18 protein-coding genes and 1 pseudogene are annotated in these 20,925 nt (G+C 59.6%); 10 read left to right on the forward strand and 9 right to left on the reverse strand.

What is annotated here, in order from left to right; translation table 11 throughout:
- The first annotated feature begins 512 nt into the window (after positions 1–512).
- A complete protein-coding gene (locus tag B9Z01_RS35615) occupies positions 513–707 on the forward strand; it encodes a hypothetical protein (protein WP_167387517.1) in 195 nt (64 codons plus the stop codon).
- Between the two features lie 662 nt (positions 708–1,369).
- Here the strand turns inward: B9Z01_RS35615 and B9Z01_RS18945 are convergent.
- On the reverse strand, positions 1,370–2,809 hold the full coding sequence (locus B9Z01_RS18945) for a cytochrome-c peroxidase (RefSeq protein ID WP_085485791.1): 1,440 nt from the start codon (positions 2,807–2,809) through the stop codon (positions 1,370–1,372).
- A 385-nt stretch (positions 2,810–3,194) separates the two neighbouring features.
- Positions 3,195–4,865, reverse strand: a complete 1,671-nt coding sequence (locus B9Z01_RS18950) for a phospholipase C (protein ID WP_085485793.1) — start codon at positions 4,863–4,865, stop codon at positions 3,195–3,197.
- A gap of 363 nt (positions 4,866–5,228) precedes the next feature.
- On the opposite strand from B9Z01_RS18950, the gene B9Z01_RS18955 reads away from it, so the two are divergent.
- Positions 5,229–5,612, forward strand: coding sequence for a nuclear transport factor 2 family protein (locus B9Z01_RS18955; RefSeq protein ID WP_085486489.1), 384 nt, complete (start codon positions 5,229–5,231; stop codon positions 5,610–5,612).
- A gap of 38 nt (positions 5,613–5,650) precedes the next feature.
- Here B9Z01_RS18955 and B9Z01_RS18960 read toward each other — a convergent pair whose 3' ends face one another.
- The 4 genes from B9Z01_RS18960 to B9Z01_RS18980 form a co-directional block, all read right to left on the reverse strand.
- A complete protein-coding gene (locus B9Z01_RS18960; RefSeq protein ID WP_085485795.1) occupies positions 5,651–5,959 on the reverse strand; it encodes a hypothetical protein in 309 nt (102 codons plus the stop codon).
- On the reverse strand, positions 5,956–6,177 hold the full coding sequence (locus tag B9Z01_RS35885) for a hypothetical protein (RefSeq protein ID WP_085486491.1): 222 nt from the start codon (positions 6,175–6,177) through the stop codon (positions 5,956–5,958). The genes B9Z01_RS18960 and B9Z01_RS35885 overlap by 4 nt, the downstream gene beginning before the upstream one ends.
- Before the next feature lie 736 nt (positions 6,178–6,913).
- The gene (locus tag B9Z01_RS18975) at positions 6,914–7,294 is read right to left on the reverse strand and encodes a hypothetical protein (RefSeq protein WP_143808988.1); all 381 of its coding nucleotides are present in this window, start codon (positions 7,292–7,294) and stop codon (positions 6,914–6,916) included.
- Between the two features lie 767 nt (positions 7,295–8,061).
- A complete protein-coding gene (locus tag B9Z01_RS18980; protein WP_085485799.1) occupies positions 8,062–9,465 on the reverse strand; it encodes an FAD-binding oxidoreductase in 1,404 nt (467 codons plus the stop codon).
- Positions 9,466–9,614: 149 nt separating this feature from the next.
- Here B9Z01_RS18980 and B9Z01_RS18985 point away from each other — a divergent pair, with 149 nt between their 5' ends.
- Positions 9,615–10,559, forward strand: coding sequence for a LysR substrate-binding domain-containing protein (locus tag B9Z01_RS18985; protein WP_244196078.1), 945 nt, complete (start codon positions 9,615–9,617; stop codon positions 10,557–10,559).
- A 175-nt stretch (positions 10,560–10,734) separates the two neighbouring features.
- On the opposite strand, the gene B9Z01_RS34960 is transcribed toward B9Z01_RS18985, so the two are convergent.
- Entirely contained in the window at positions 10,735–12,393 is a 1,659-nt protein-coding gene (locus B9Z01_RS34960; protein ID WP_143808989.1) for a hypothetical protein, read from the reverse strand.
- A 119-nt stretch (positions 12,394–12,512) separates the two neighbouring features.
- Here B9Z01_RS34960 and B9Z01_RS34965 point away from each other — a divergent pair, with 119 nt between their 5' ends.
- The 5 genes and pseudogenes from B9Z01_RS34965 to B9Z01_RS19015 all read left to right on the forward strand — a co-directional run bounded on the left by B9Z01_RS34965 (position 12,513) and on the right by B9Z01_RS19015 (position 16,079).
- Positions 12,513–12,701: a hypothetical protein gene (locus B9Z01_RS34965; protein ID WP_143808990.1), complete on the forward strand. Its 189-nt coding sequence runs from the start codon at positions 12,513–12,515 to the stop codon at positions 12,699–12,701.
- Positions 12,702–13,650: 949 nt separating this feature from the next.
- Positions 13,651–14,193 (forward strand): Spy/CpxP family protein refolding chaperone, encoded by a 543-nt coding sequence (locus B9Z01_RS19000; RefSeq protein ID WP_085485807.1) that lies wholly within the window; start codon positions 13,651–13,653, stop codon positions 14,191–14,193.
- Positions 14,194–14,205: 12 nt separating this feature from the next.
- Positions 14,206–14,523, forward strand: a complete 318-nt coding sequence (locus B9Z01_RS19005) for a hypothetical protein (protein WP_143808991.1) — start codon at positions 14,206–14,208, stop codon at positions 14,521–14,523.
- A 180-nt stretch (positions 14,524–14,703) separates the two neighbouring features.
- Positions 14,704–15,234 (forward strand): annotated as a pseudogene (locus tag B9Z01_RS19010) (transposase); the annotation flags it as partial.
- Between the two features lie 239 nt (positions 15,235–15,473).
- Positions 15,474–16,079: a hypothetical protein gene (locus B9Z01_RS19015; protein WP_085485811.1), complete on the forward strand. Its 606-nt coding sequence runs from the start codon at positions 15,474–15,476 to the stop codon at positions 16,077–16,079.
- A 222-nt stretch (positions 16,080–16,301) separates the two neighbouring features.
- On the opposite strand, the gene B9Z01_RS19020 is transcribed toward B9Z01_RS19015, so the two are convergent.
- Positions 16,302–17,207: a cation diffusion facilitator family transporter gene (locus B9Z01_RS19020; protein ID WP_085485813.1), complete on the reverse strand. Its 906-nt coding sequence runs from the start codon at positions 17,205–17,207 to the stop codon at positions 16,302–16,304.
- A 476-nt stretch (positions 17,208–17,683) separates the two neighbouring features.
- Between B9Z01_RS19020 and B9Z01_RS19025 the strand changes: the two genes are divergently transcribed.
- Positions 17,684–18,877, forward strand: coding sequence for a M20 aminoacylase family protein (locus B9Z01_RS19025; RefSeq protein WP_085485815.1), 1,194 nt, complete (start codon positions 17,684–17,686; stop codon positions 18,875–18,877).
- 70 nt (positions 18,878–18,947) lie between these two features.
- Positions 18,948–20,045 (forward strand): M14 family metallopeptidase, encoded by a 1,098-nt coding sequence (locus tag B9Z01_RS19030; RefSeq protein WP_085485817.1) that lies wholly within the window; start codon positions 18,948–18,950, stop codon positions 20,043–20,045.
- Positions 20,046–20,123: 78 nt separating this feature from the next.
- On the opposite strand, the gene B9Z01_RS19035 is transcribed toward B9Z01_RS19030, so the two are convergent.
- Positions 20,124–20,891 carry an ABC transporter ATP-binding protein gene (locus B9Z01_RS19035; protein WP_085485819.1) on the reverse strand — a complete coding sequence of 256 codons (768 nt, stop codon included), beginning with the start codon at positions 20,889–20,891 and terminating at the stop codon, positions 20,124–20,126.
- Positions 20,892–20,925: the final 34 nt, after the last annotated feature.

A 20,925-nucleotide genomic window follows, 5' to 3' on the forward strand; every position in this document is an offset into this window, starting at 1 on the left:
GGCGGACGAAGCTGCCGTTCGCAAGCGCAGTCGCAGGCCGGCAGGGGGGCGTGTTTCCCAAAGCCGCTAGTGCTCTGCTTTTCAGACTATCGGCGTATAGAGTTAATCTTGGATAGACTCAGTTCGTGTCATAGAAACCTTGGATTCCGAGGCTCCTTCATTCCAAATGTTTTCGGAAGTCTGGCAGCACCTTCATTTTCTTGCGCCCACGCGCGTCGCAAAGAATATCTGCAACGCTGAATCGAATCTCTCGGCATTGAGCGGCGAGACAAGCCTATGCGGAAGACGCTTTGATGCTGTCCCGATCGCACACTACTGATTGCGGATTCGGACGGTATGTACGGGCATCACTTGACCCGGGTACCACAAGGAACGTCGCCCAAAATTGCGACACCGCCAAGGCAAGAGTGTAGCCAAAGAGACGAACCAACGGCTCTCCTCCCTTGGCGCGCTGCCCATGGGTGTGCAGCGCCTCCGCCGTTTCAGTCGCAATCAGAGACGGCGGAGACGGAATGGCGTCTTTTGCCTGCGGGGAACTGACCAATATCAACGGTAACGCCGTCGCGCCCCTGTCTGATTTCGCGGAAGTGCAGATCGGGCACCTTCACCGCGCCAACCATTCGGGCTTGCTCGAACCCCGAGGCACGTGCACCGTCCTGAAGGCCCCGGGAGTCTTCGACAAGACCACCTGGTCGGTCATGCCCTGATATGTGCCCAGCGGCGTCTCTGCCGTGAACAGATCGGGGGCGACGTAGGCGTGCTCGTCGGAAGATCCGGCGGTTGCCTGGGCATAGTCCCTGTCGAAGATGCCGAGCGAAAACAGCCACAGTACGGTTCGGGTCAGAGAAACGGTGACTCGATAGCTGCCACCCTCGATCGCGCGCCGGCGCGAATTTCCTGTTGGTCGTGGCTAGAGCCTCTGTAAAAGAGCCGTGGGCTTGTTCATTTTCGTGCCCGTCGTGGCGAAAAGAACTGCCTCTGATACCGCAACCAGGAGAGGTTTATAGAGCCAGTTTTTTGATGGTAGTTGGCGGGGCGAAGGGCGGCTATTACATAAAGCTGGAATACGCCCGGTGTCTCGTACTCATTAGAGGGATATTGTTGCGTGATGACCGTTTGACCTTTGAAACTGGCCATCGCTGGCACGAAGTGTCGTAGGTAAGCGAAGCCGGCAGGCGCTAAGAGGACTGCAAAAAAGCATCGCTGATGACGGCTTGCTTCTAGTAGCCCGACAAGGCAACCGTTTCAGGTGGCGGATTTCGCCGTCTCCACGATGAGTTGGGTCGACTGACTGCATCTTCGTGTATCAGGAGCTCTCCGCGCGGCGCGCGCAGACCTCAACGCCCCAAGATGCCGTAGACCCGGGCAATTATCTGGAGGTGGGCTTGTATCCGTCGTTCAGCGTTCCGATGAAAGCGATGATGTCCTGGATATCCCGATCGGTCATCGCGGGCTTGTCACCGGGTTGGCGGTCGAACGGCGCGTCCGCGACGTCAACATTCGCCTGGTACTTCGCGGGTATGTCGTTGTACTTCTGCACCTTGCCCGACGCATCCTTTGGATAGATCCTGTCCGGATTCGTGTTACGCAGGTTGTAGAAGTCCATCACCTGCTTCAGGTCGTGGTAGACGCCATTGTGAAAGAACACATGGCGCGTCGCTGCATTGCGAAGCGTCGGCGTGAGGAACATCGCGCAATACTGCGTCTGCTGCGAGAGGTCAGTGCGGAAGGGACCGCAGACACCAAGATCGTAGAATCCGGGATCCTTGTTGACCGGCAGCGCCGGATTGCGCGGCACGCCGAGCGCCTCGTACTGTGTATCCGTGAAGACTGGCGGGAGACCATCCCTGGTTGGCTGACTCAGGTGGCAACCCGCGCAGTTGGCCTTGGCCGGGTCATTGAAAAGGCGCAGCCCGCGAAGTTCCGCACGACTGAGGCGCACTTTCCCTTCCAGCCAGTAGTCGTATTTGCTTGTGAACTCGTGGAACGACTTGTCTTCGAACTCATAGCGGCCGATGGCAAACATTGCCTCGGAGACAGCGAGTTCGTGATTGTCAAAAAGGTTCGAGCCGAACAGCTGCTTCAATGTCTGCGCATATCTGGACTTTTCGAGCTTGGCCGCGACCTCGTCGATGCTGCTGTTGGCCATCTCCACAGGATTGAGCATCGGTCCCAGTGCTTGCCGTTGCAGCGAATCGGCGCGGCCGTCCCAGAACAGACCGCCCTGTGGCACCATCGCCGGCGCGGCTGGGGTGGCACCGGCGGTCTTGTTCGCACGCTGTGTGCCCTGAGCGGCGGCCGCGGCATCATTCAGATTCACTGCGGTATCGACGTCCCCCTGATCGGGGCCAATGCTGAAGGGTGCCTGGCGATACAGGTAGGTCAACGAGGGCGGTGGCCGGTAACCTATCTGGTCCATATGGGCGCCTCCGATTTGAACGGAGAGGTCGTTAGGCGGTCCGTACGCGTGCTCCGCGCTGTGACATGTGGCACATGACTGCTTCCCGGAGGCAGAAAAGGAAGGGTCATTGAAGAGTTGTCTGCCGAGCGTTGCGACGGCGCTAAGTGGCGCCTCGGGCGGTCGAACCAGATGCACCGGATGAGGGTTGGCGCCCGTCAGGTCTTCCACCATCTGTCCGACGCTGTCCGGCATACGCTCCGGATAACTAACGGCATAGGCCGCCACCGCGGCGAGGCCGAGCAGGACAGCGGCACTAGCCGGCAGAAGCCAGCGGCGCTCAGCCCGCCGTGTGGCGCCAGGGCCTGGCTGGCCGCCTGCAGAAGGTTCAGATTGCGCGGGAATGCTCATGGTGAAAACTCTGGACGTCAAATGAGAAATCGAGCCAGGCTGGCTCGACAGGGGTATGACAGAGCTGTCAGGGCCAGTTACGGACCCACGCTTGCGGAGCTGGCGCTAGATAGTGTTTCGCTGGGCGTTGTGCTGATCATTGCCAGTTCAAAGCTGCTCCTGCCTGTCCAAGTCACAAACGAGGCGCGACGGGAGCCAGACATAGGTGTACGCGCTGAACGTCGGAAGCGCACGACCGGGTTGCCGCCCAGCTGGAACGCTGGCGATGTGGAATAAAGGTTCCTGGTGGAACGGGCGACCCAATGAAGAGGCACCCCCACGCTGCCAGTTCAGCCGCGCAGGGGCGCACTCCCGAAACGCCTCGATGGTCAGCCGAGCTGTGCCATCAGGCGTGCGGCGCCTTGTCGAGCGCCAGACCCGTTACCGGGTCGATGAAGAGCTTACGGTCATCATGGCCTCTGCCGCGACGGTCGAAATCGAACATGCCCATTATGCTGCCCGCTGTCGCATCGAACGAACCGCCGCCAATTCGCTTCCCATCAAGCCAGTTGTCTTCGATGAAGCGCACCACCGACGCCTGGTCGATCTGCGTATGGTCGACGTAGTTCTCCTTCGCCCACGGCGAGATCACAACAAACGGGATCCGCGTGCCCGGACCGCAGCGGCCGTTTACCGGTTTGCCGTTCAAGCCATTGGGGGCCGAACCCGTGCCGCAGGTTCCGGGGCCATTCAGCTGGTCGGCAACCGTGTCGAACGATGCACTGGTCGGCAATGCGTAGGCGTGGTCGTACCAGCCATCGGAATCATCCCACGTCACGACAACGGCGGTGTCGTCCCACTCCTTCTGATCCTGCAGGAAGTTGACGACCTTCGTGACGAAAGCCTGCTCGTCGAGCGGATCCGAATAACCCGCGTGACCATCCTCGAAGGCCGGGGCCTTGAGGAAGCTGACGGCCGGGAAATTGCCTGCCTTCACGGCATGGAAGAAGTCGTCGGTGTCATACTGGTGATTGGCCGGGTCCGGGTTCCCGTCCTTCCCCACGCTGTGTCCAATCGCCGCGATCGAGCCCGGGCGCAAATGCTGCGGATTTGACGTCGACGCGTAGTACTGGAACCAGTTGTGGTGCGGGATATAGTCGGCCGTGGCCGCGCCGACGACCGTCGAGGTCGTGCTGCGCTTGCAGCCGGTCGTGCCGTTGCTGTTCGTCGTCGCGAGGTTAAAGCCGCCCATGAAGCCGCCCCACGAGATGTTGCGCGCGTTCAGCAGGTCGCCGATGTTCTTGCCGGTCATCATTGCCGTATCGGTCGTGCTCGAGCAGAGGTCATTGCCCGGGTCGACGTCATTGATCATCGTGAAGCCGCCCTGGCCGTCGTTCACATAGTACGAACCAGCGGTCGACGGCTGCTTCGTCGTCAGTACAGTCTTCATTCCGTTGGTTTGCCCCGAGACCACTTCGAGGGCACCCGGCGTCGATGGTCCGTACGTCGGCGTATAGGCGTTGTCGCTCATCGCGAAGCGCTGCGCGTAGTTCCACAGCGCGGTGACCGTGTTGCCGTCGAAATAGCCCATCACCTGGCCCGTCGTGCCAAAAGCACCGGCCCCGCCGCTCGTGCCCTGACCCGTGTACTTCGGGAAGAGGTCGGCCTTGCCGTTGTCGTACGCTTGCTGCTCAGCTGTATAGGCGTGGTTCTGGTCGGAGGTGGCCGCCTGCGTACGGTCCAGCCGGAACGGATTGGACGCGCCTGCACCATTGGCCGGATTCGTGAAGTTCGGGTTGCTGGTGAACAGCGGACCCGAAAGACCGTTCACTTCGGGCGTGCCGGGCTGTGCCTTGAATGCGGGCTCGCCAGACGGGTTGGTCGCATGCGGATAGGTCGCGAAGTAATGGTCGAACGAGACGTTCTCACCAAAGATCACGACCAGATGCTTGATCGGAGTGGCCGTGTGAACATCGTTCGGCCGGTTCTTGTCATGGTCGTCAGCCGCACTCCATGCTACTGTCGATGCGAATACTGCGACGCTGAGCGAACCAAGTGCTATGTGACGCCATTGCATATTCGGCTCCTGGTTGGATTTGTGTTGCCGGGATGACCGCGGAGCCGGGGGCGCAGGGATTGCCTGATCCGCATGCAGTACTGACGCCCATGCGGTGCGCAGGCTTCGCAGCACGGGTATTAGAGCATCGGGGTGTGAATGCTCGGCGTCAGACTCCTTACGAAGTATTTTCGCGAGAAAAATCTGCAGCCGGACGCGAGGCAATCTACTGAGGAATAAAGTGCAGGAAGAGGCCGTGTCCGTGTAGCGGTTGAAGGCCTGCGCAAACTGAACCGCATGGTCGGTCCGCATGCGGCGGGCCGCCCCGGGTTTATTCCACGACGCACGCAATCGATGAACGTAGACCGTATCGGGAGGCACCTCATGCACGAAGAGAAAATACGTGAAGCCCTGAATGCGCACTGGCAAGCGTCGGCGGCCGGCGATCTCGATGCAGAACACGATATTTACGATGACGATGCCATTTGTGACTATCCCCAGTCAGGTGAACGAATCCTCGGGCGAATGAATTTGCAGGCACTGCGGAGTCATCATCCAGGCAAGCCAGCAGGTTTCGATGTCAGGCGAATCCAAGGAGAAGGTAATCTATGGATCACGGAGTACTCCATCACCTATAACGGGCGACCGGCTTTCACGGTAAGCATTATGGAGTTCCGCAACGGCAAGGTCGTTCACGAGACCCAGTATTTTTCGGATCCCTTTGAAGCGCCGGATTGGCGGAGTCAATGGGTTCAGCAGATCGCGTGACAACGCATTGCGGCGAGATAAGCCCAATCGCTGAATGGTCACGTCGCTGGAATCTGGCTTCCTCGAATTCCCAGTTCAGCGAATCCTTGCGGATGTTGCGTGACGTGCCGGCCGCGTCCGCGCTGCGTACCCAGTGCGCCCAGCCGTTCCAGCAGCGTGTGGGCCTGTTGCTCCAGAGTGGGCGACAGGCGTTCGGCCAGCAGAGCTTCGATCCGTGTGCGCCAGTAGTCAGGCGACATTACCGGCGTCACCTGCCTGTTATGGTTGTCCTGAAGTACGTGATCGAGGAATGCAATCATCGCGCGGATATGCTCCAGTTCCTGTGCGGAGTGATCGTAAGTGCTCATCGTCCGGTAGCCTGATTCGGATTGTCGTGGTGCGCCTGTCCTATTTGTGCTCGTCGTACCGACCGTCGGCACGGGGACCTGTGCCAACCGCGGGCGTGATCCAGCTGCCGCAGCAATCGTGCACGCCGGTGTTCACGCCGGTAGTGACCGGCCACGAAAATGGCTGCAATCAGCAGCACCGCCGAACCCATCACCATGGTGATCCAGATTTCGTCCATCATCGCCTCCTTCGAGCAGAAAAAGACCAGCCTTCCATGCCGGATACCGGCTGCGTCGCCGGGGCCTCGTCCGACCTGATATGCACCATCAGGTTGCCTGAATGGAAAGGATTCCTGCATAAATGGCCACCATCCATCCGGTGGGGATATCAGGTGCCGTGGGTAGCGCTTTGTGGCCCGGTCCTGCTGTTCGATCGCGCGCTTCGTGGCGTTCTCGGCCAGCGCCCTGCCTGCCTGAACTGCGCGTCCCACTACGCCGTTGGCAGGAGCACACATGCCTTGAGGCGATCCATATCGGGTTCCGAGAGGATCGGCGGGACCTCGACATGTGTTTTCACCGTCCCGGATGAAGAGATTCTGGCAAATGACATGTGTGTCTCCGACAGGAATACAAGTTACAGATGTCCGCGCAATTGCTGTCATTCCATACGTCCAGCCACGAATCATCGAAAAAGATGAGACGGTCCATCACGCCGGACTGGACAACTTCGCGTACGACCTCGTAGTTGACGAACGCGCCTGGACGCTCATCCGCGAAAACGACCTGTATCAGGGGGCTGAAACGCAGGGTGACTTCACTGAAACTCACCTCCTGTGACGGTTCGGGTATTCCCAGCCAGTACAGGAGCGCTGCCGCCGGAGCGGCCGGATCCCGAACCACGAAGCGTAATGTTCTCTCACTCCGGTATCTTGATATCGTCTGCATAACGAAATTCCTCTGTTATCGGGTGTGGCATCAGGACTGCCGCGCGCGATCGTCCAGACGACTGGCGCTGCCTGCGGTTTTTTTCAGCTGATGGTTGACCCAGATCCTTCCCCATCTGGTCGCATAACGCAGGGCCTGCCCGGCGTCGTAGAAGTAGTCCAGCGCGCGAAAATGACGTGATGGAAATCCTGGCCGCCCAATCACCAGGTCGGCCGCATACAGCTCGTTATTCGTCGGCCTGGCACAGGCATTCAGACGATAGCCTTCGTGATCGGCACAACAGATCAGCGGGTCAGTGCGCCCCGTCTGCAAAATGATGGCCTGCCCATCAGCAGACCGACCCGTGACAGGAATAACGGGTGTCGCACCAGGTTGCAGCGGCGCGTTTGAGCGATTCGTTTGCGTTCCCATGATTTTCCCGGTTGCTCGCATAGGCCCCCGTGGCGTTTCAGACACATGGCAAACAGCCGCACATCTGCAGCGCGAAGGGGATACGGTGGAATGCGTCATACGCCCACGCATGTGCATGCAGCACGTCCGGTCACGGGCGTCCTTAAGGAGCGACCGTGGATGGTCGTGGGCGGCTAGCTGAGGTTGGAAGCCCGGTCTTCGCTCTACTGTGTGGTGTTATGCGAAGAGCCGGGCAAAAAGAAGTGCTGACCTGTCCGCAGAGTCACTGCGGCTCCGGGTGCGTCTCACCATCGCTGTCTTCCTGCGCCAACGGATGCCTCTTCCGGTCTGGCCAGGAAGAGGGAAGGGCGCGAGGAAAGAGTTCGGGATGAAGGACACGGCTATGGTTTCAAAGGGATTGGGTGCCTAAAAAATCAGGAATGCCTACAGTCTCATTAAAGCCCGGTTGTTATAAAATTGCAAGTAATTTGAAAGGTTAGACGAATCTGCGAAGGACGGATTGTCACCTCCTGAACAGGAAGGATCTCATTAAGCGCGGGCTGAAATGGCGCTCAACAAAGGATTCGGATTTCGTACGCGTGCGACGTGAAGTCGCGCCAGTTATTGGCTCGGCCCGCAAGGGATAGTGAGACTCGTTGTTCCCTCGACAATAGCCTACCGGGGCGACGCGTCGAAGCAGGGCACCTTGAATCCAGTGAGGGAATGCGGGACGCAGACGGGATACAAAGGCCACGTGATCCGCAATGAGGCGACGGTCAAGCGCGGCGCTAGACAGTTGCATCAGGTCGGATATTCTGGTTCAGCCGGAACAGATTGGTCGGGTCATATTTATTCTTGAGTCCGGTCAAGCGAAGATAGTTTTCGCCGTAGGCTGCCCGGACACGGTCTTCGCCCTCGTCGCCGAGGTTGTTCACGTAGACGCCTCCGGTCGAGAAGGGCTTGATCGCATTCCACACTTCGCGTGCCCACTGGATCGCGGCATCGTCGTCAGATGGATCGTCCCAGATCGAAATAGGAAAGCAGTCATAGTTCGCATCGCGGTTGGCATAGGGCGTTGCGGATGCAGGAACCCGTGCGATGGCACCTCCGACATGCTGCAACACGAGGAGTGACGCAGCTGTCGGCGTGTGCGCATAGGCGCCGAGCAGGGTGTCGATTGCTGAGTCGGTGAGGTCTCGGAGAAACTGTGCCTTCCAGTAATACCGGCGTCCCCGGGGGAAGAGGCTGTCACCGCGTGACTGGAGCTGAAGGTAAGGAACCGTTGCCATCTCGCGCTCTACTGGTGTGCCATGTTCCAGGAGTGGTTGGACGGCGCGCTCACCCGCCTCGACCTCACCGCAGTGGCAAGCCGAGATGCTGAACAGGCGCTCGCCGGACGGCGCCGTCACGAGGGCCGCGTCTACGCTCAGTTCGTCCGGGGCGTTGGCGGAAAAGCCGTAATAGAATCGCATCGCGTCGCGTGCGCGGTCATAGGGGTGAAGCGCCGAGCACACCAGAACCGTCGGTCCCACCGGGTGAAGTCGATATTCGAATGCGGTGACAATGCCGAAGTTGCCGCCGCCGCCCCGCAATCCCCAGAACAGGTCGGCATTTTCGTCAGCGCTCGCCTTGAGAAAGCGGCCATCCGCCAGCACAATATCCGCGGCAAGGAGGTTGTCACAGGCCAGACCGTGTTTTCGCCCGAGCTTGCCGAAGCCGCCGCCCAAGGTCAGCCCGGCGATGCCGGTGTCGCTATTGACTCCCATTGTCGTAGCCAGTCCATGGGCCTGTGTGGCGGCGTCGAACTCGCCCAGGCTCAGACCGGACTCGGCGCGGGCCACGCGACGCACAGGGTCCACAGCAATGCGTTTCATACGCGACAGATCGATCACGATCGCGCCGTCGCAAACTGACAGGCCTGCTACGTTGTGACCGCCGCTACGGACTGCTACAAGATGGTTCGCGGATCGGGCGAACGTCACTGCCTCGATGACATCGTGTGCATCGGCACAAAAGACGATCATCGCTGGCCGCCTGTCGATTGCGCCGTTCCAGACCCTGCGCGCCTCGTCGTATCCAGGATCGACCGGGAGGATGACATCACCGCGCAGTTTGCGCCGAAGCAGCTCAACATCTGATATCAGCCGGGCGGGTTCACCACTGGGGCTATTGCCTGATTGATGCGCCGTCATCGACTTATCTCCACTTTTCCCGGTTTGGGAACAGTCAGTCCCATCCCCTTGGGAATATCGTGTCATACGCCGCTGTCGCATGGCAAAATCAAAGAACTCAGCTGCCAGATGAGGAAAGCTCATCTACGTCGATGAGAAAGCTGCCACCCTTGCGATCTCTCCAGGCCTTCGAGGCTGCTGCCCGGCTTGGCAGTTTCAAGGCTGCCGCCGTGGAACTCAATGTGACACCCACGGCCATCAGCCACCAGATCCGGTTGCTGGAGGAGATCTGCGGGCACGATCTGTTTCAGCGGCATCCGCGGCCTCTGGTGCTCACGAGCGCGGGGGCCAGGTTATATCCGGCGTTGCGCAATGGTTTCGATGCCCTTGTGGCTGCAATGGCCTCGGTCGGGCCATCAGGCGGTCAGGTTCCGCTGCGCGTGACAAGCCCCAACGCGTTTGCGAGCCGATGGCTGATTCCGCGCCTGCCAGAACGGCGGGATAGGTACCCCGACATCCCGCTGGAGATCATTGGCACCGATGCGATCGTCGACCTGCGATCGGGCGACGCTGACGTGGCGATCCGCTACGCTCGAACCATGCCGGCCGGATTTGTCGCACAGGAGATTTGCCGCGATGCGTTTTTCCCGGTCTGCAGCCCGGCGTTGCTTGCGAGGGATGGCCGCGCGATCGAGCGTGCGTCGGATCTGTTGCGATTTCCCTTGATCCATTTCGACTGGATGAACCGCGATCCGCAGGCCCCGACCTGGCAACAATGGCTGGCGACCGCGGGCATGATCGACCCTGGTCTGACGGTAACCGAAAAGACGTGGGCACTTAGCTTTCGGGAGGAACTGCACGCCATCGACGCCGTGGTCGCGGGGCAGGGGATTGCGATCTGCAGCGACGTCGTGGTGAGCCAGGAGTTGGAGTGTGGAGCGCTCGTCAAGGCGCATCCATTGTCGCTGCCAGGATACGGCTTTTACCTTGTCTCGATGAGCCATCATCCGCGACAGGCGGTCATCGAGGCCTTTGCGGTCTGGACAGCGCAGCAGTCAAACCGCCTGCTGCCGCATTTGCCGGGCAGCGAACGACATCGGCAGAGAAGTTGTTGAGTGGGGGCGAACACTCTCCCAGCGTATTCGCCTTCTGTTGGAGTCGTGAGTTGAATAGAGAGCTTTAACTGAAGTCTCGGTGGCCACATACCTACGTTGCATTGGCCTCGCGCTCGAAGGCTCGGCTTGGCATCCGGGATAGAAAATATGCGGCCTCGCAAGAATTCTGCACTACTCACGGTCGAACGATATATGTTTGCGCCCCTATCTGCGATACGTCGCCGAATAGACCCAAGCCACCCAGCATGGTCACTCTCTCGATCCTTGCGATAGTCGTTGGCGTCACACCGCCGCCGTCACCATCCCAAATCGTGACTGGATTCTCGCCACCGCCATTTTCATCCCAGATCGTTGTCGGGTTCCCGCCGTGACCTTCGTCCCATAGTGTTGTCGGGTTGCCGCCATGACCGTCAAAGTCAGGGAGTTGCGTTGGGTTTCCGCCACCGGTGCCGTCGGGATCGGGATACAGATCCCCGGTCTTCGCGCCCTCGGGCTTCGGCTTGTTTCCATTCTCGTCGGGCTCGGGCTCCGGTGCCGGCTCCGGAGTCGGTGCCGGAGTAGTCGGAGTTTGCGGGGCCGGCGCTGGTGCCCCCGGCATCTGGAGCGCGGCGTTCTCTTCCCTTTTGCTTCCCGATTCGAAGTCTGCGATACCTTTCCCAGCGATAACTCCACCGACAAACGCGAGTGCCCATCCCACGGGCGGTGCACTTGCAGAGAGTCCTACGCCAGCGAGCCCGATCGCGAGCCCAGCAGCAATCTCGATTTGACCTTTGGTCTTTTCGTTTGCCCCGGCCGTCTTTTCGGCATCGAGGGGTGTTGCTGCGCCACCAAGACCCAGCGCAGATCCAAATCCGTAAGGTCCGCCGTTGCCGCCTATGTTTGTAAGATCCAGCCCTCCTCCCGGAACACCGATACCGCTCAAGCCGCCAAGTCCCAAATCGTTTGCCTCGCCTAGATTGGGACCACCCCACGCCGAGAAGTCGATGCCACTTTTGTTACCAGGAACACCGAGGCCACTTAACCCTCCAAGGCTTGGCTGCCCCCCGCCGCTAAGATCCGGGCCACCCCACGCAGAGAGGTCGGGGCCGCCGCGTCCACCGGGCACTCCTAAACCGGTCAAGCCACCCAGGCCGGGATCGCCGCTACCGCTCAGGTCGGGACCACCCCACTGAGTGAAGTCAAGTCCGCCACGCCGGCCGGGTACTCCTAAACCGCCAAGTCCGCCCGCTGTGCCCGTTCCATCCCATGACCCACGGTTTGCGTTTGCCCCAAGCGTCGATATCTTTTGCCAAGACATCCAATCGGTTGGATCTAATCGTCCTAAGTCACCCGGACGAAAAACGGACATCGTGCGATTTATGGGGTCCAGAACGGGAATTTCGACTGTTGAGGCGAATTTGGAGTCTCTTAGGAATTGGTTCGCATATCGAAGGACGGACTCACCAGCCGTGCCTAGCCATGGCCAGGCGCCATTGATCGCAGCCGTCAATACGGGTTCGATACCATTTGCGTTTCCTTGTCGGCGAGCATAGGCAAAAATGCTTCGCAAAAACACCAATCGTGCTTGAGGAACAAGAGCGCCAAGATGCGACACCGCACAGCCACAGACGTGTGCCCAGGTGGCGAGCGCCTGTTCTCCGCTGACCCGACTCGCAAGCGAAGATACAACTTTTGCGTCCCCGTTCTGCGCCCGCAAGGCAAGTTCCTGGATCAACGCCAGGCCCACGGAGACGGGAAGCACAGCTATGTCGCCAGAACCTTTGTAGACCGGGCCAACTGGAGTGACGGCGATCAACCGCCCTTGTACGTACGATCGTGACCGAACTTGTTTCATCTCAACGCTCCTATCGAAGGAAAAGGAGTTACGAAATAGGACACAGTGGCCATCGAGGCGAAGACAGCTACATGGTCAATCGGAACGTAAAAATGGCGATGGCAGAAAGGTGTCGTTAAATGCAAAACTCCGTCGCCCGCCTGAAGAGGCTTGCAAATTCGGCGGAATTACGTTTGTTTATGTTATTTATTGGTAATATTTCAGATATGCAAATGAAAGTATATGGGCAATGTGTGGAAGCGCACAAATGTTCAAAGCGGGAATTTCGAAGGGTTGTTTCGATGCCTGCCATCGCTGCGGGACCGTGAGTGTGCCCCTGCGCGTGCTGGCAGGCGTCGAATAAGCCTCGATCGAGGAAACCGCGGAGTGAAGACCGGGATGCTAGGTCCTCATGAATTCGCCACCCTGATGCTGGTCAAGGCTGCGCCGGACCAAATGTGGTCCGGAATGCACGCCACTTATCGGCTCCTGGATCGGAATCCGTACGCCCTACATCTGAGAGATGGATCGCCCGAACACGATGCGATCCACTGCGTATTGTCGATCGACCAGGAGGACGGCGCGCTCTGACCGCCTAATTCATCGACGTCGCGCCGGTGACGCGCACGCGCCTTTCGCGACCCTGCCGATCCAGCATCCAGTATGGTCGTAGAGTTGCTTTCGGGACCATGCGCCCGGCAGCTTGTGCATTGCCCAGGCGCGAAGTGCGGAGCCGGAGATGTGCAAGGGGTTACACTAGTCAGGTTCCCGGCAGGTCTTACGCATGTGAAAACTGAATGGAAGGAGGCACGATTCATGGTTCAAATGTCTCAAAGCCCGTCACGCCGACGGGCCGCAGTGGCGGCCATGGCCATTCTGATGGCGATGGCCGCGCTGCCGGCACAGGCGCAACATCGCTCGCATGGAGGCGGTGGCCACGGACGGCCGCCGCCCCATGGTGGTGGCTATCACGGCGGCGGCTATCACGGTGATTACCACGGTGGTGGAGGTGGAGGTGGCGGCGGCCTGATCGTCGGAGCGTTGTTGGGCGCGGTCGCGGGCGCAGCGGTTACAAGTGCCTTGCAACCGCCGCCACCGGTGGTGTATTCCTCACCCCCGCCGCCCCCGCCGCCGGGAGTCGCTTACTACCCGAACAACTATCCTCCTGGTTATTGATCGCCCAATCACCAGATCCGATCTGGCCGTCGGTTAGCGTTGTACGATGTACATCTCTTGCAGCCGTCGCCAGCCCCGATCATTCAAACCGAGCATCCATACATGAAAAACTCCGTTCGTAAAGTATTTGTGCCTGCGTTATTGACGTTTGCCTTTGCAAGCGCGTCGGCCTGGGCGCAGACGCCCGCGAGCAGTGCGGCCGCAAAGTCGCCAGCCGCTCGCGCTTCCTCTCACGCACAGAAGCATCAGGATGCTGTGGAACAGCGGATCGACGAATTGCATGCTGAACTGAAGATCACTGACCAGCAGTCGCAGCAATGGGATGCCTTCGCCCAGACCATGCGCGACAACGCAAAAGCGGCCGATCAGGCTTTTCATGAGCGCGCACAGAAGCTTCACTCGATGAGCGCGGATGACTCGATGAAATCTTATGCCGCATTAGCTCAACTGCATGCGGAAAATATGCAGAAGTTGTCAACTGCGTTTAGCGCCTTGTACGCTGCGCTGTCGGACGATCAGAAACAAACTGCGGATGTGTTGTACAGGAATGAACATCCGCGTGGCAAACCGCACCATGCCCCGCACAAGCGCGCACCTGCCGCTGCAGCGAGTGCTGCTTCCGCACCGTCGCCTGCTTCCAATTAGCGCGTCCTCACGTTGGCCAACGCATTCGCGGACAAGCGGCGCATCGCGATGACCAATTCGTGGATGGACGCGCGCGGCATCGACGCCAGGTGGTTTAACCGGTTGGCAAGCGCGCGCAACTTCATCGCGCACGTTGGCGCGTTCTATCTGGCGCTCGACACCACGGAGCCCTCTTGGAATCTCTCGCTGGTCAAGGGGAATACCAAACAGTTCAACGACCCGCACACCTACGCGAGCTTCTCCAGCGTTATGGAAATAATGAACGGTTTCCTGGAGTGCCGAAAAGCGATGCAGGAGCACCTTGTCGCCTTGTTCGAAGCTGCGAGGTGATCATCCTTTTGAAGACGACCTGCTGAAGGTGGTGAATGTCCGCTCTCTGCCAGTGGAACAGTCACAAAGAAATCGGAACCGTATGTCAGTAAGGGGGCGGCTACGGAAGTTCGACATGAAGTCGGGATCGGCCGAGGGTGTGTAAAAACTCGCCCGATCACCTGGACTGAATCAACCTGTTTGACCGATCCCGACTCACGCTCGATGATCTCGCAAGCCAAGGGTACGGGCGTGGTTGGCTACAACGTTCAGGTAGCCGTCGATACCCGACACCATCTCATCGTCACCCACGAAGTCACGAACGTCGGAAGCGACCGGACGCAATTGAGCCCGATGGCCAAAGCAGCGCGTGATGCGATGGGCAAGAAGAGAATCAAGGCACTGGCGGACCGTGGCTATTTCAGCGCACCGGAGATCAAGGCGTGCGACGACGAGGATATTGCGGCATTGGTGCCAAAAAGCCAAACCTCCGGTGCAAAGGCTGACGGGCGGTTCGACCGGGCCGACTTCATTTACATCGCGAGAGATGACCAGTACCTGTGTCCGGCGGGTCAACGTGCGATATACAGATACACCTCGTTTGAAAGCGCCAATTTGCTGAAACTTCGGACCTACTGGAGCAGTGCCTGTCCGCATTGTCCGCTCAGAAACCTGTGCACGCCGGCTCCTTACCGGCGCATTCGCCGGTGGGAACACGAAGCGGTACTCGAAAAATCGATGTATAAGGAAAGAAAAAGATCATTTTTGTCATTTATTGACAATATCTCACGTAATCTCAGGATACTGTTTATCCAGTCACCCGTCATACGACCGCAAAGCTCTTCACTACTGCTGAGCCGCGCTCGATCGACGAATGGCGAAGTGGCTGCGCGATGGTCCTGTACGGCTACGTACCAAAGCGTTACGCGTAATAGAATAGAAGGCTGAAAGCTAAATAGGCGTTACAAAGGATGAAAGGAAAAGCCATCGCGGAAAGGTTGGACCAGCTCCTTCCACGTATCTACAAAATCGCACAGATACTCGCACTACTCTTTACACCAATTGCGGTTGCGTTTATAGGATTGGTCGCGCAACGTTCAGCTGCAGATGCAAATATGAATTCCCAAACGCTTGCAGCAGGTATCGCTGCAAGCGCACAGAAATCGACCACGGAGTCTGGCATCCAGCGAGACCTTGTACAAACCGCTGTACAGATTTTGCGCTCTCCACGTCAGCCCGAGGACGTAGCGATCAGAGATTGGGCTACCAAGATCATGGCCAAGTATTCGCCAGTGCATTTCTCGACGAAGGAAGCAGATCAGTTAAGCCGGTCAGCGTTCACCATGTTGGATGAGAATCCGCTTCTTAAGCCAGCAATGGAAGCGCGGCCACCATGTCCTGCCATTGAGATTAAAGCAATTCCTGCGGCACAGGCTAGTGACGTGCAGCAGCTTCAGGCGCTCTGCGTACGGAATGCAAGAGACCTGTTCTGGCTCAAAGTCTTTGTTGGCCTTGCGCGCGGACCATCAGGTGCGCCCGCTCCGGTCACGGCATCTGAGGCAGTGATATCGCACTAAAAGATCGACGCGATAATCATCTTGCTACTCCCAATATCCCTCAACCAAAAGGAAAGAGGCGAGCGTCCGCTCTGGGGAAATTCCGCCGTCTCCTCCGGGTCGATTGCGTCCGCCCGAGCACTCGCGTCTCAGCATGAATACGCTCAGAGTCCGCCGGCCGATGCGAATACCCGCGCGTATTGATACCCCGCTGCGGGCGCGACCGGCGACACCAAAAACCCCTCACAACCACCGCGGATCACGCGTAAACGCCACCGTCAGCCAGCGGTCGGGACCGGACTCGCCGATCGCGCGCGAAATCCTGTCGCGAATCTGATCGAGCTGACGCACACCCACGTGCTCCATCGCCTCGGGCAGCACGACATGAACCTCGACGAAAAGGCCGCGACCCACGCGCGTCGCGTAGTGCGAGTGGGACACGAAGCCGTAGTCCGAGGTGAGTTGCTGCATCAGTTCGCGCAACTCGCGCTCCAGATCCTCCGGGGTGATCAACAGTACTTCCTTGATTGCGCCGATTACGGTGCCGATCGGTATCGGTATCAGAACCAGTGTCAGGACGGCGAGCACACCTGGGTCGATGTACGGCGTGAGATGGCCGTGGCCGACGCGCTCGAGCAGCCACGCAATCGAGAAAGCGAGCAGCAGCGCCGAACTGATGCACGCCGACATCAGCCAGCTCTTGACGTCGAGCCCGATCAGCTCGGACTCGATCACGCGATTCGCGCGCCGCTCGCGCAAGAACATGAAGAAGCAGAAAGCGGCGACCAGTACCGCGTAGAAGATGCCCCAGCCGAACTCCAGTTCATGTCCGCCTTCGAGGATGCCTTTGACCGCGTTGATGAACGCATAAAAGCACAGGACCGACAGCAGACTGCCGTTGAACACGAGCACGAGCGGTTCGATATGCCAGAAGCCGTGCTGAAAGCGCCGGCTGGTCTCCTGGCGAAGCAGGCGCGTGACGAGCAGAGACAGGCTGCACATCGCGGCGTCGAGCGCGGAGAACATGCCGTCGAAGATGATCGACACGGAGCTGCTGAGAATGCCGACCGCGATACCGAATCCCGCGATCATCACGGTGCAAAGCAGCGATTGTTTGAGGATGCGCTGTTCCAGGTCCGTTGCTTTCATGGTCCGAGTAATCGCCCTTGACTGAAAGACGTTGAGGAAGTGGGGGCAGTATAACGGCCAATAGTGGGGTGTCTGGATGATCTCTCGGGATTGCGGCAGGCACTCAAATGCAACTAACGGTCAAGCCGGCAAGTTATGAGCGTCAAACTTCAACTTCAAACCCCCTGCTGTTAAAGGCGGGGGCGAGTCCGCCTCAAATCACCTGCTTCAACGGCCGCGCGATCGCCGCCGTCGCGGCCACGCCGATTCCCTGACGCACTCGTTCCGCGATTCTTTCCATCGAGTTGAATCCGAGAAATTCGTTTACCTTGAAACAACCGCTGATGTAAGCCACGATAGCAAGCCTCGATATAACCCGTCACTTCCGATACCCGAAGATACCCGAACCCGGTCATCGGCATCGGCGCGCGGCACACGCGTCGGATACAGCAGGCGGGCGGCCGTTGAGAAAAAACACTGTAAAACAAGGACCCGACATGAAAATCATCCCCGAAATTGCTCACGCCAACACCGGCATCCAGTCGATTCGCCGCGACATTCACGCGCATCCCGAACTGTGCTACGAAGAGCATCGCACCGCGGACGTCGTCGCGCAGCAGCTCGAATCGTGGGGTATCGAAGTCACGCGCGGGCTTGGCAAGACCGGTGTCGTCGGCGTGCTGCGCAACGGTTCGAGCCGTAAGGCGATCGGCCTGCGCGCCGACATGGACGCGCTGCCGATTCAGGAGCTCAACACGTTCGAGCATGCGTCGCAGCACCCGGGCAAGATGCACGCGTGCGGACATGACGGCCATACCGCGATGCTGCTCGGCGCGGCGCAGTATCTGTCGCAGCACCGCAATTTCGACGGCACCGTCGTGTTCATTTTCCAGCCAGCCGAGGAGGGTGGCGGCGGCGCGAAGGCGATGATCGAAGACGGTCTCTTCGAGCGTTTTCCGGTCGATGCGGTGTTTGCGCTGCACAACTGGCCGGGTATGCCCGCCGGCGAATTCGGCGCACGCGTCGGTGCGACCCAGGCGTCGAGCAACGAATTCCGCATCACGGTGAAGGGCGTCGGCGCGCACGCGGCGATTCCGCACAACGGTATCGACCCGGTGTTCACCGCAATGCAGATCGGCACGGGCCTGCAAAGCATCATGACGCGCAACAAGCGGCCGATCGACGCGGCCGTGCTCTCGATCACGCAGATCAACGCGGGCGAAGCAGTCAATGTGATTCCCGATACGGCGACGCTCGCCGGCACCGTGCGCACGTTTTCGGTGGAGGTGCTGGATCTGATCGAAAGCCGCATGAAGCAGCTCGCGGAAGCGACCGCGCTCGCTTACGGCTGCAGCGTCGAATTCTCGTTCCGCCGCAACTATCCGCCGACCGTCAACACGGAGAAGGAAACGCATTTCGCGCTTGGCGTCATGCAGGAAATCGTCGGCAATGAGCACGTCGAAACCAATATCGATCCGACGATGGGCGCCGAAGACTTCTCGTTCATGCTGCTCGAAAAACCGGGCTGCTATGCGTACATCGGCAACGGTAACGGCGAGCATCGCGACCACGGTCATGGTCTCGGGCCTTGCATGCTGCACAACACGAGCTACGATTTCAACGACGACGTGCTCTCGCTCGGCTCGACCTACTGGGTGCGTCTGACTGAGTCGTTCCTGACACCGGCTTAAGATCAGCCCAAGGCCAGCCAAACGCCAGCCAGTCGCGGTATTGACGGACTCTTGTTTGCCCGGAGATTCAATGAATCCATCGTCGTATTTCGCGCCGTCCTATCTGAACGCGCGGCAGTTGTATCTGCGCTGCGCTGCGAATCTGGCGGCGCACGTCGAAAGCCATGTGATACCGGCGCAGCGCGGCCTCGAAGGCGAGGAGCTTGCCACCGACGTCGTGCGCCTCGGTCCAAAGACGGCGCGCCGTCTGCTGGTGTTGACTTCGGGCACGCACGGCGTCGAGGGTTTTTGCGGTTCGGCGGCGCAGATCGCGTTGTTGCACGACCGGCCACTGCACGCGCTGCTCGAGAAGCTCGACGTGGCGATCCTCGTGGTCCACGCGATCAATCCGTATGGCTTTTCGCATCTGAGCCGCACGAACGAGGACAACGTCGATCTGAATCGCAACAGCATCGATTTCTCGCAGCCGTTGCCGGTCAATCCCGCGTACGGCGATCTGCACGCGTTGCTCGTGCCTGCCGAGTGGCCGCCATCCGCGGAGAACGCCGCGGCCATTGCGGCGTATATCGCCGAACGTGGCGAACCGGCTTATCAGCGGGCGCTGACGATCGGCCAATACCAGCACGCCGACGGCATGTTCTTCGGCGGTGCGCGCACGGTGTGGAGCACGCGCCTGTTGCAGACATTGCTGGAGAAATACGGCGCGGCGTGCGAGAGCATCGGCTGGATCGATTTCCATACCGGGCTCGGTCCCTATGGGCACGGCGAGAAAATCTGCGTGGGCCAGCTCGGCGCCGATGAGTTGCAGCGCGCCCGCGCGTGGTGGGGTGCCGACGTGACGAGTCCGCTCGACGGCACCTCGGTCGCGGCCAATGTCGCGGGGCCGGTGCTCGATACGCTGCGCCGCACCTGCACGCATGCACGCACGACGGCGATCGCGATCGAATACGGCACGGTCCCGCTCGTCGACATGCTGCACAGGTTGCGCGCCGATGCGTGGGTGCGCCAGCATCCCGACGCCGACGCCCAGTATCTCAGCACGATTCGAGCTGACATCCGCGCGGGCTTCTATTGCGAGGACGATGTCTGGAGAGGGCTGATTCTCGGTCAGGCGCGCGCGGCGATTCTGCAGGCGGTCATGGGGTTGTCGCGCGAGCCTGCCTGCTGATCGGCAAGCGCTGCGCACGCCATGATTACCGCGCTGCGCGCCGCATAATCACGGGACCTCATTCGGCTCGACGCGCACCTACTTCAACCTTCCCGCCAGGAACTGCTGCAACCGCTCGCTGCGCGGATTCGTCAGTACCTCATGCGGGTGCCCTTGCTCCTCGATCTTCCCCTTGTGCAGGAACACGACGTGATTCGACACGTTGCGCGCGAAGCCCATTTCATGCGTGACGACGATCATCGTACGGCCCTCCTCGGCGAGCGCCTGCATCACGCGCAACACTTCGCCTACCAGTTCGGGGTCGAGCGCTGAAGTCGGCTCGTCGAACAGCATGACTTCGGGCTCCATGGCGAGTGCGCGTGCAATCGCAACGCGCTGCTGCTGACCGCCCGACAGATGCGACGGATATTTCTGTTCCGTGTTGGCGGGTAGTCCGACTTTGGTCAGGTACTTGCGGGCGCGCGCTTCCGCTTCGCTGCGGCTCAAGCCAAGCACGCTGATCGGCGCTTCGATGACGTTCTCGAGCACGGTCATATGTGCCCACAGATTGAAATGCTGGAACACCATCGAAAGACGCGTGCGCATCGTCTGGAGCTGCTTCGGATTACTCACGCGCAGCGAGCCGTTGCGATCGGCGCTCGTGCGAACTTCTTCGCCATTGAGCGTGATGCGCCCGGAGCACGGCGATTCGAGAAAATTGATGCACCTCAGGAACGTGCTTTTCCCGGAGCCGCTCGACCCGATGAGGCTAATGACGTCGCCTGCCTTGGCCTTGAGCGATACGCCTTTCAGCACTTCGTTTTCGCCGAACTTCTTGTGCAGGTCGTCGACTGTCAGCTTGTACATGCTCTTATGCTCCATCATGACGCGAACGCGCCGC

The organism is Paraburkholderia susongensis, assembly GCF_900177725.1.
GTDB lineage: Bacteria > Pseudomonadota > Gammaproteobacteria > Burkholderiales > Burkholderiaceae > Paraburkholderia > Paraburkholderia susongensis.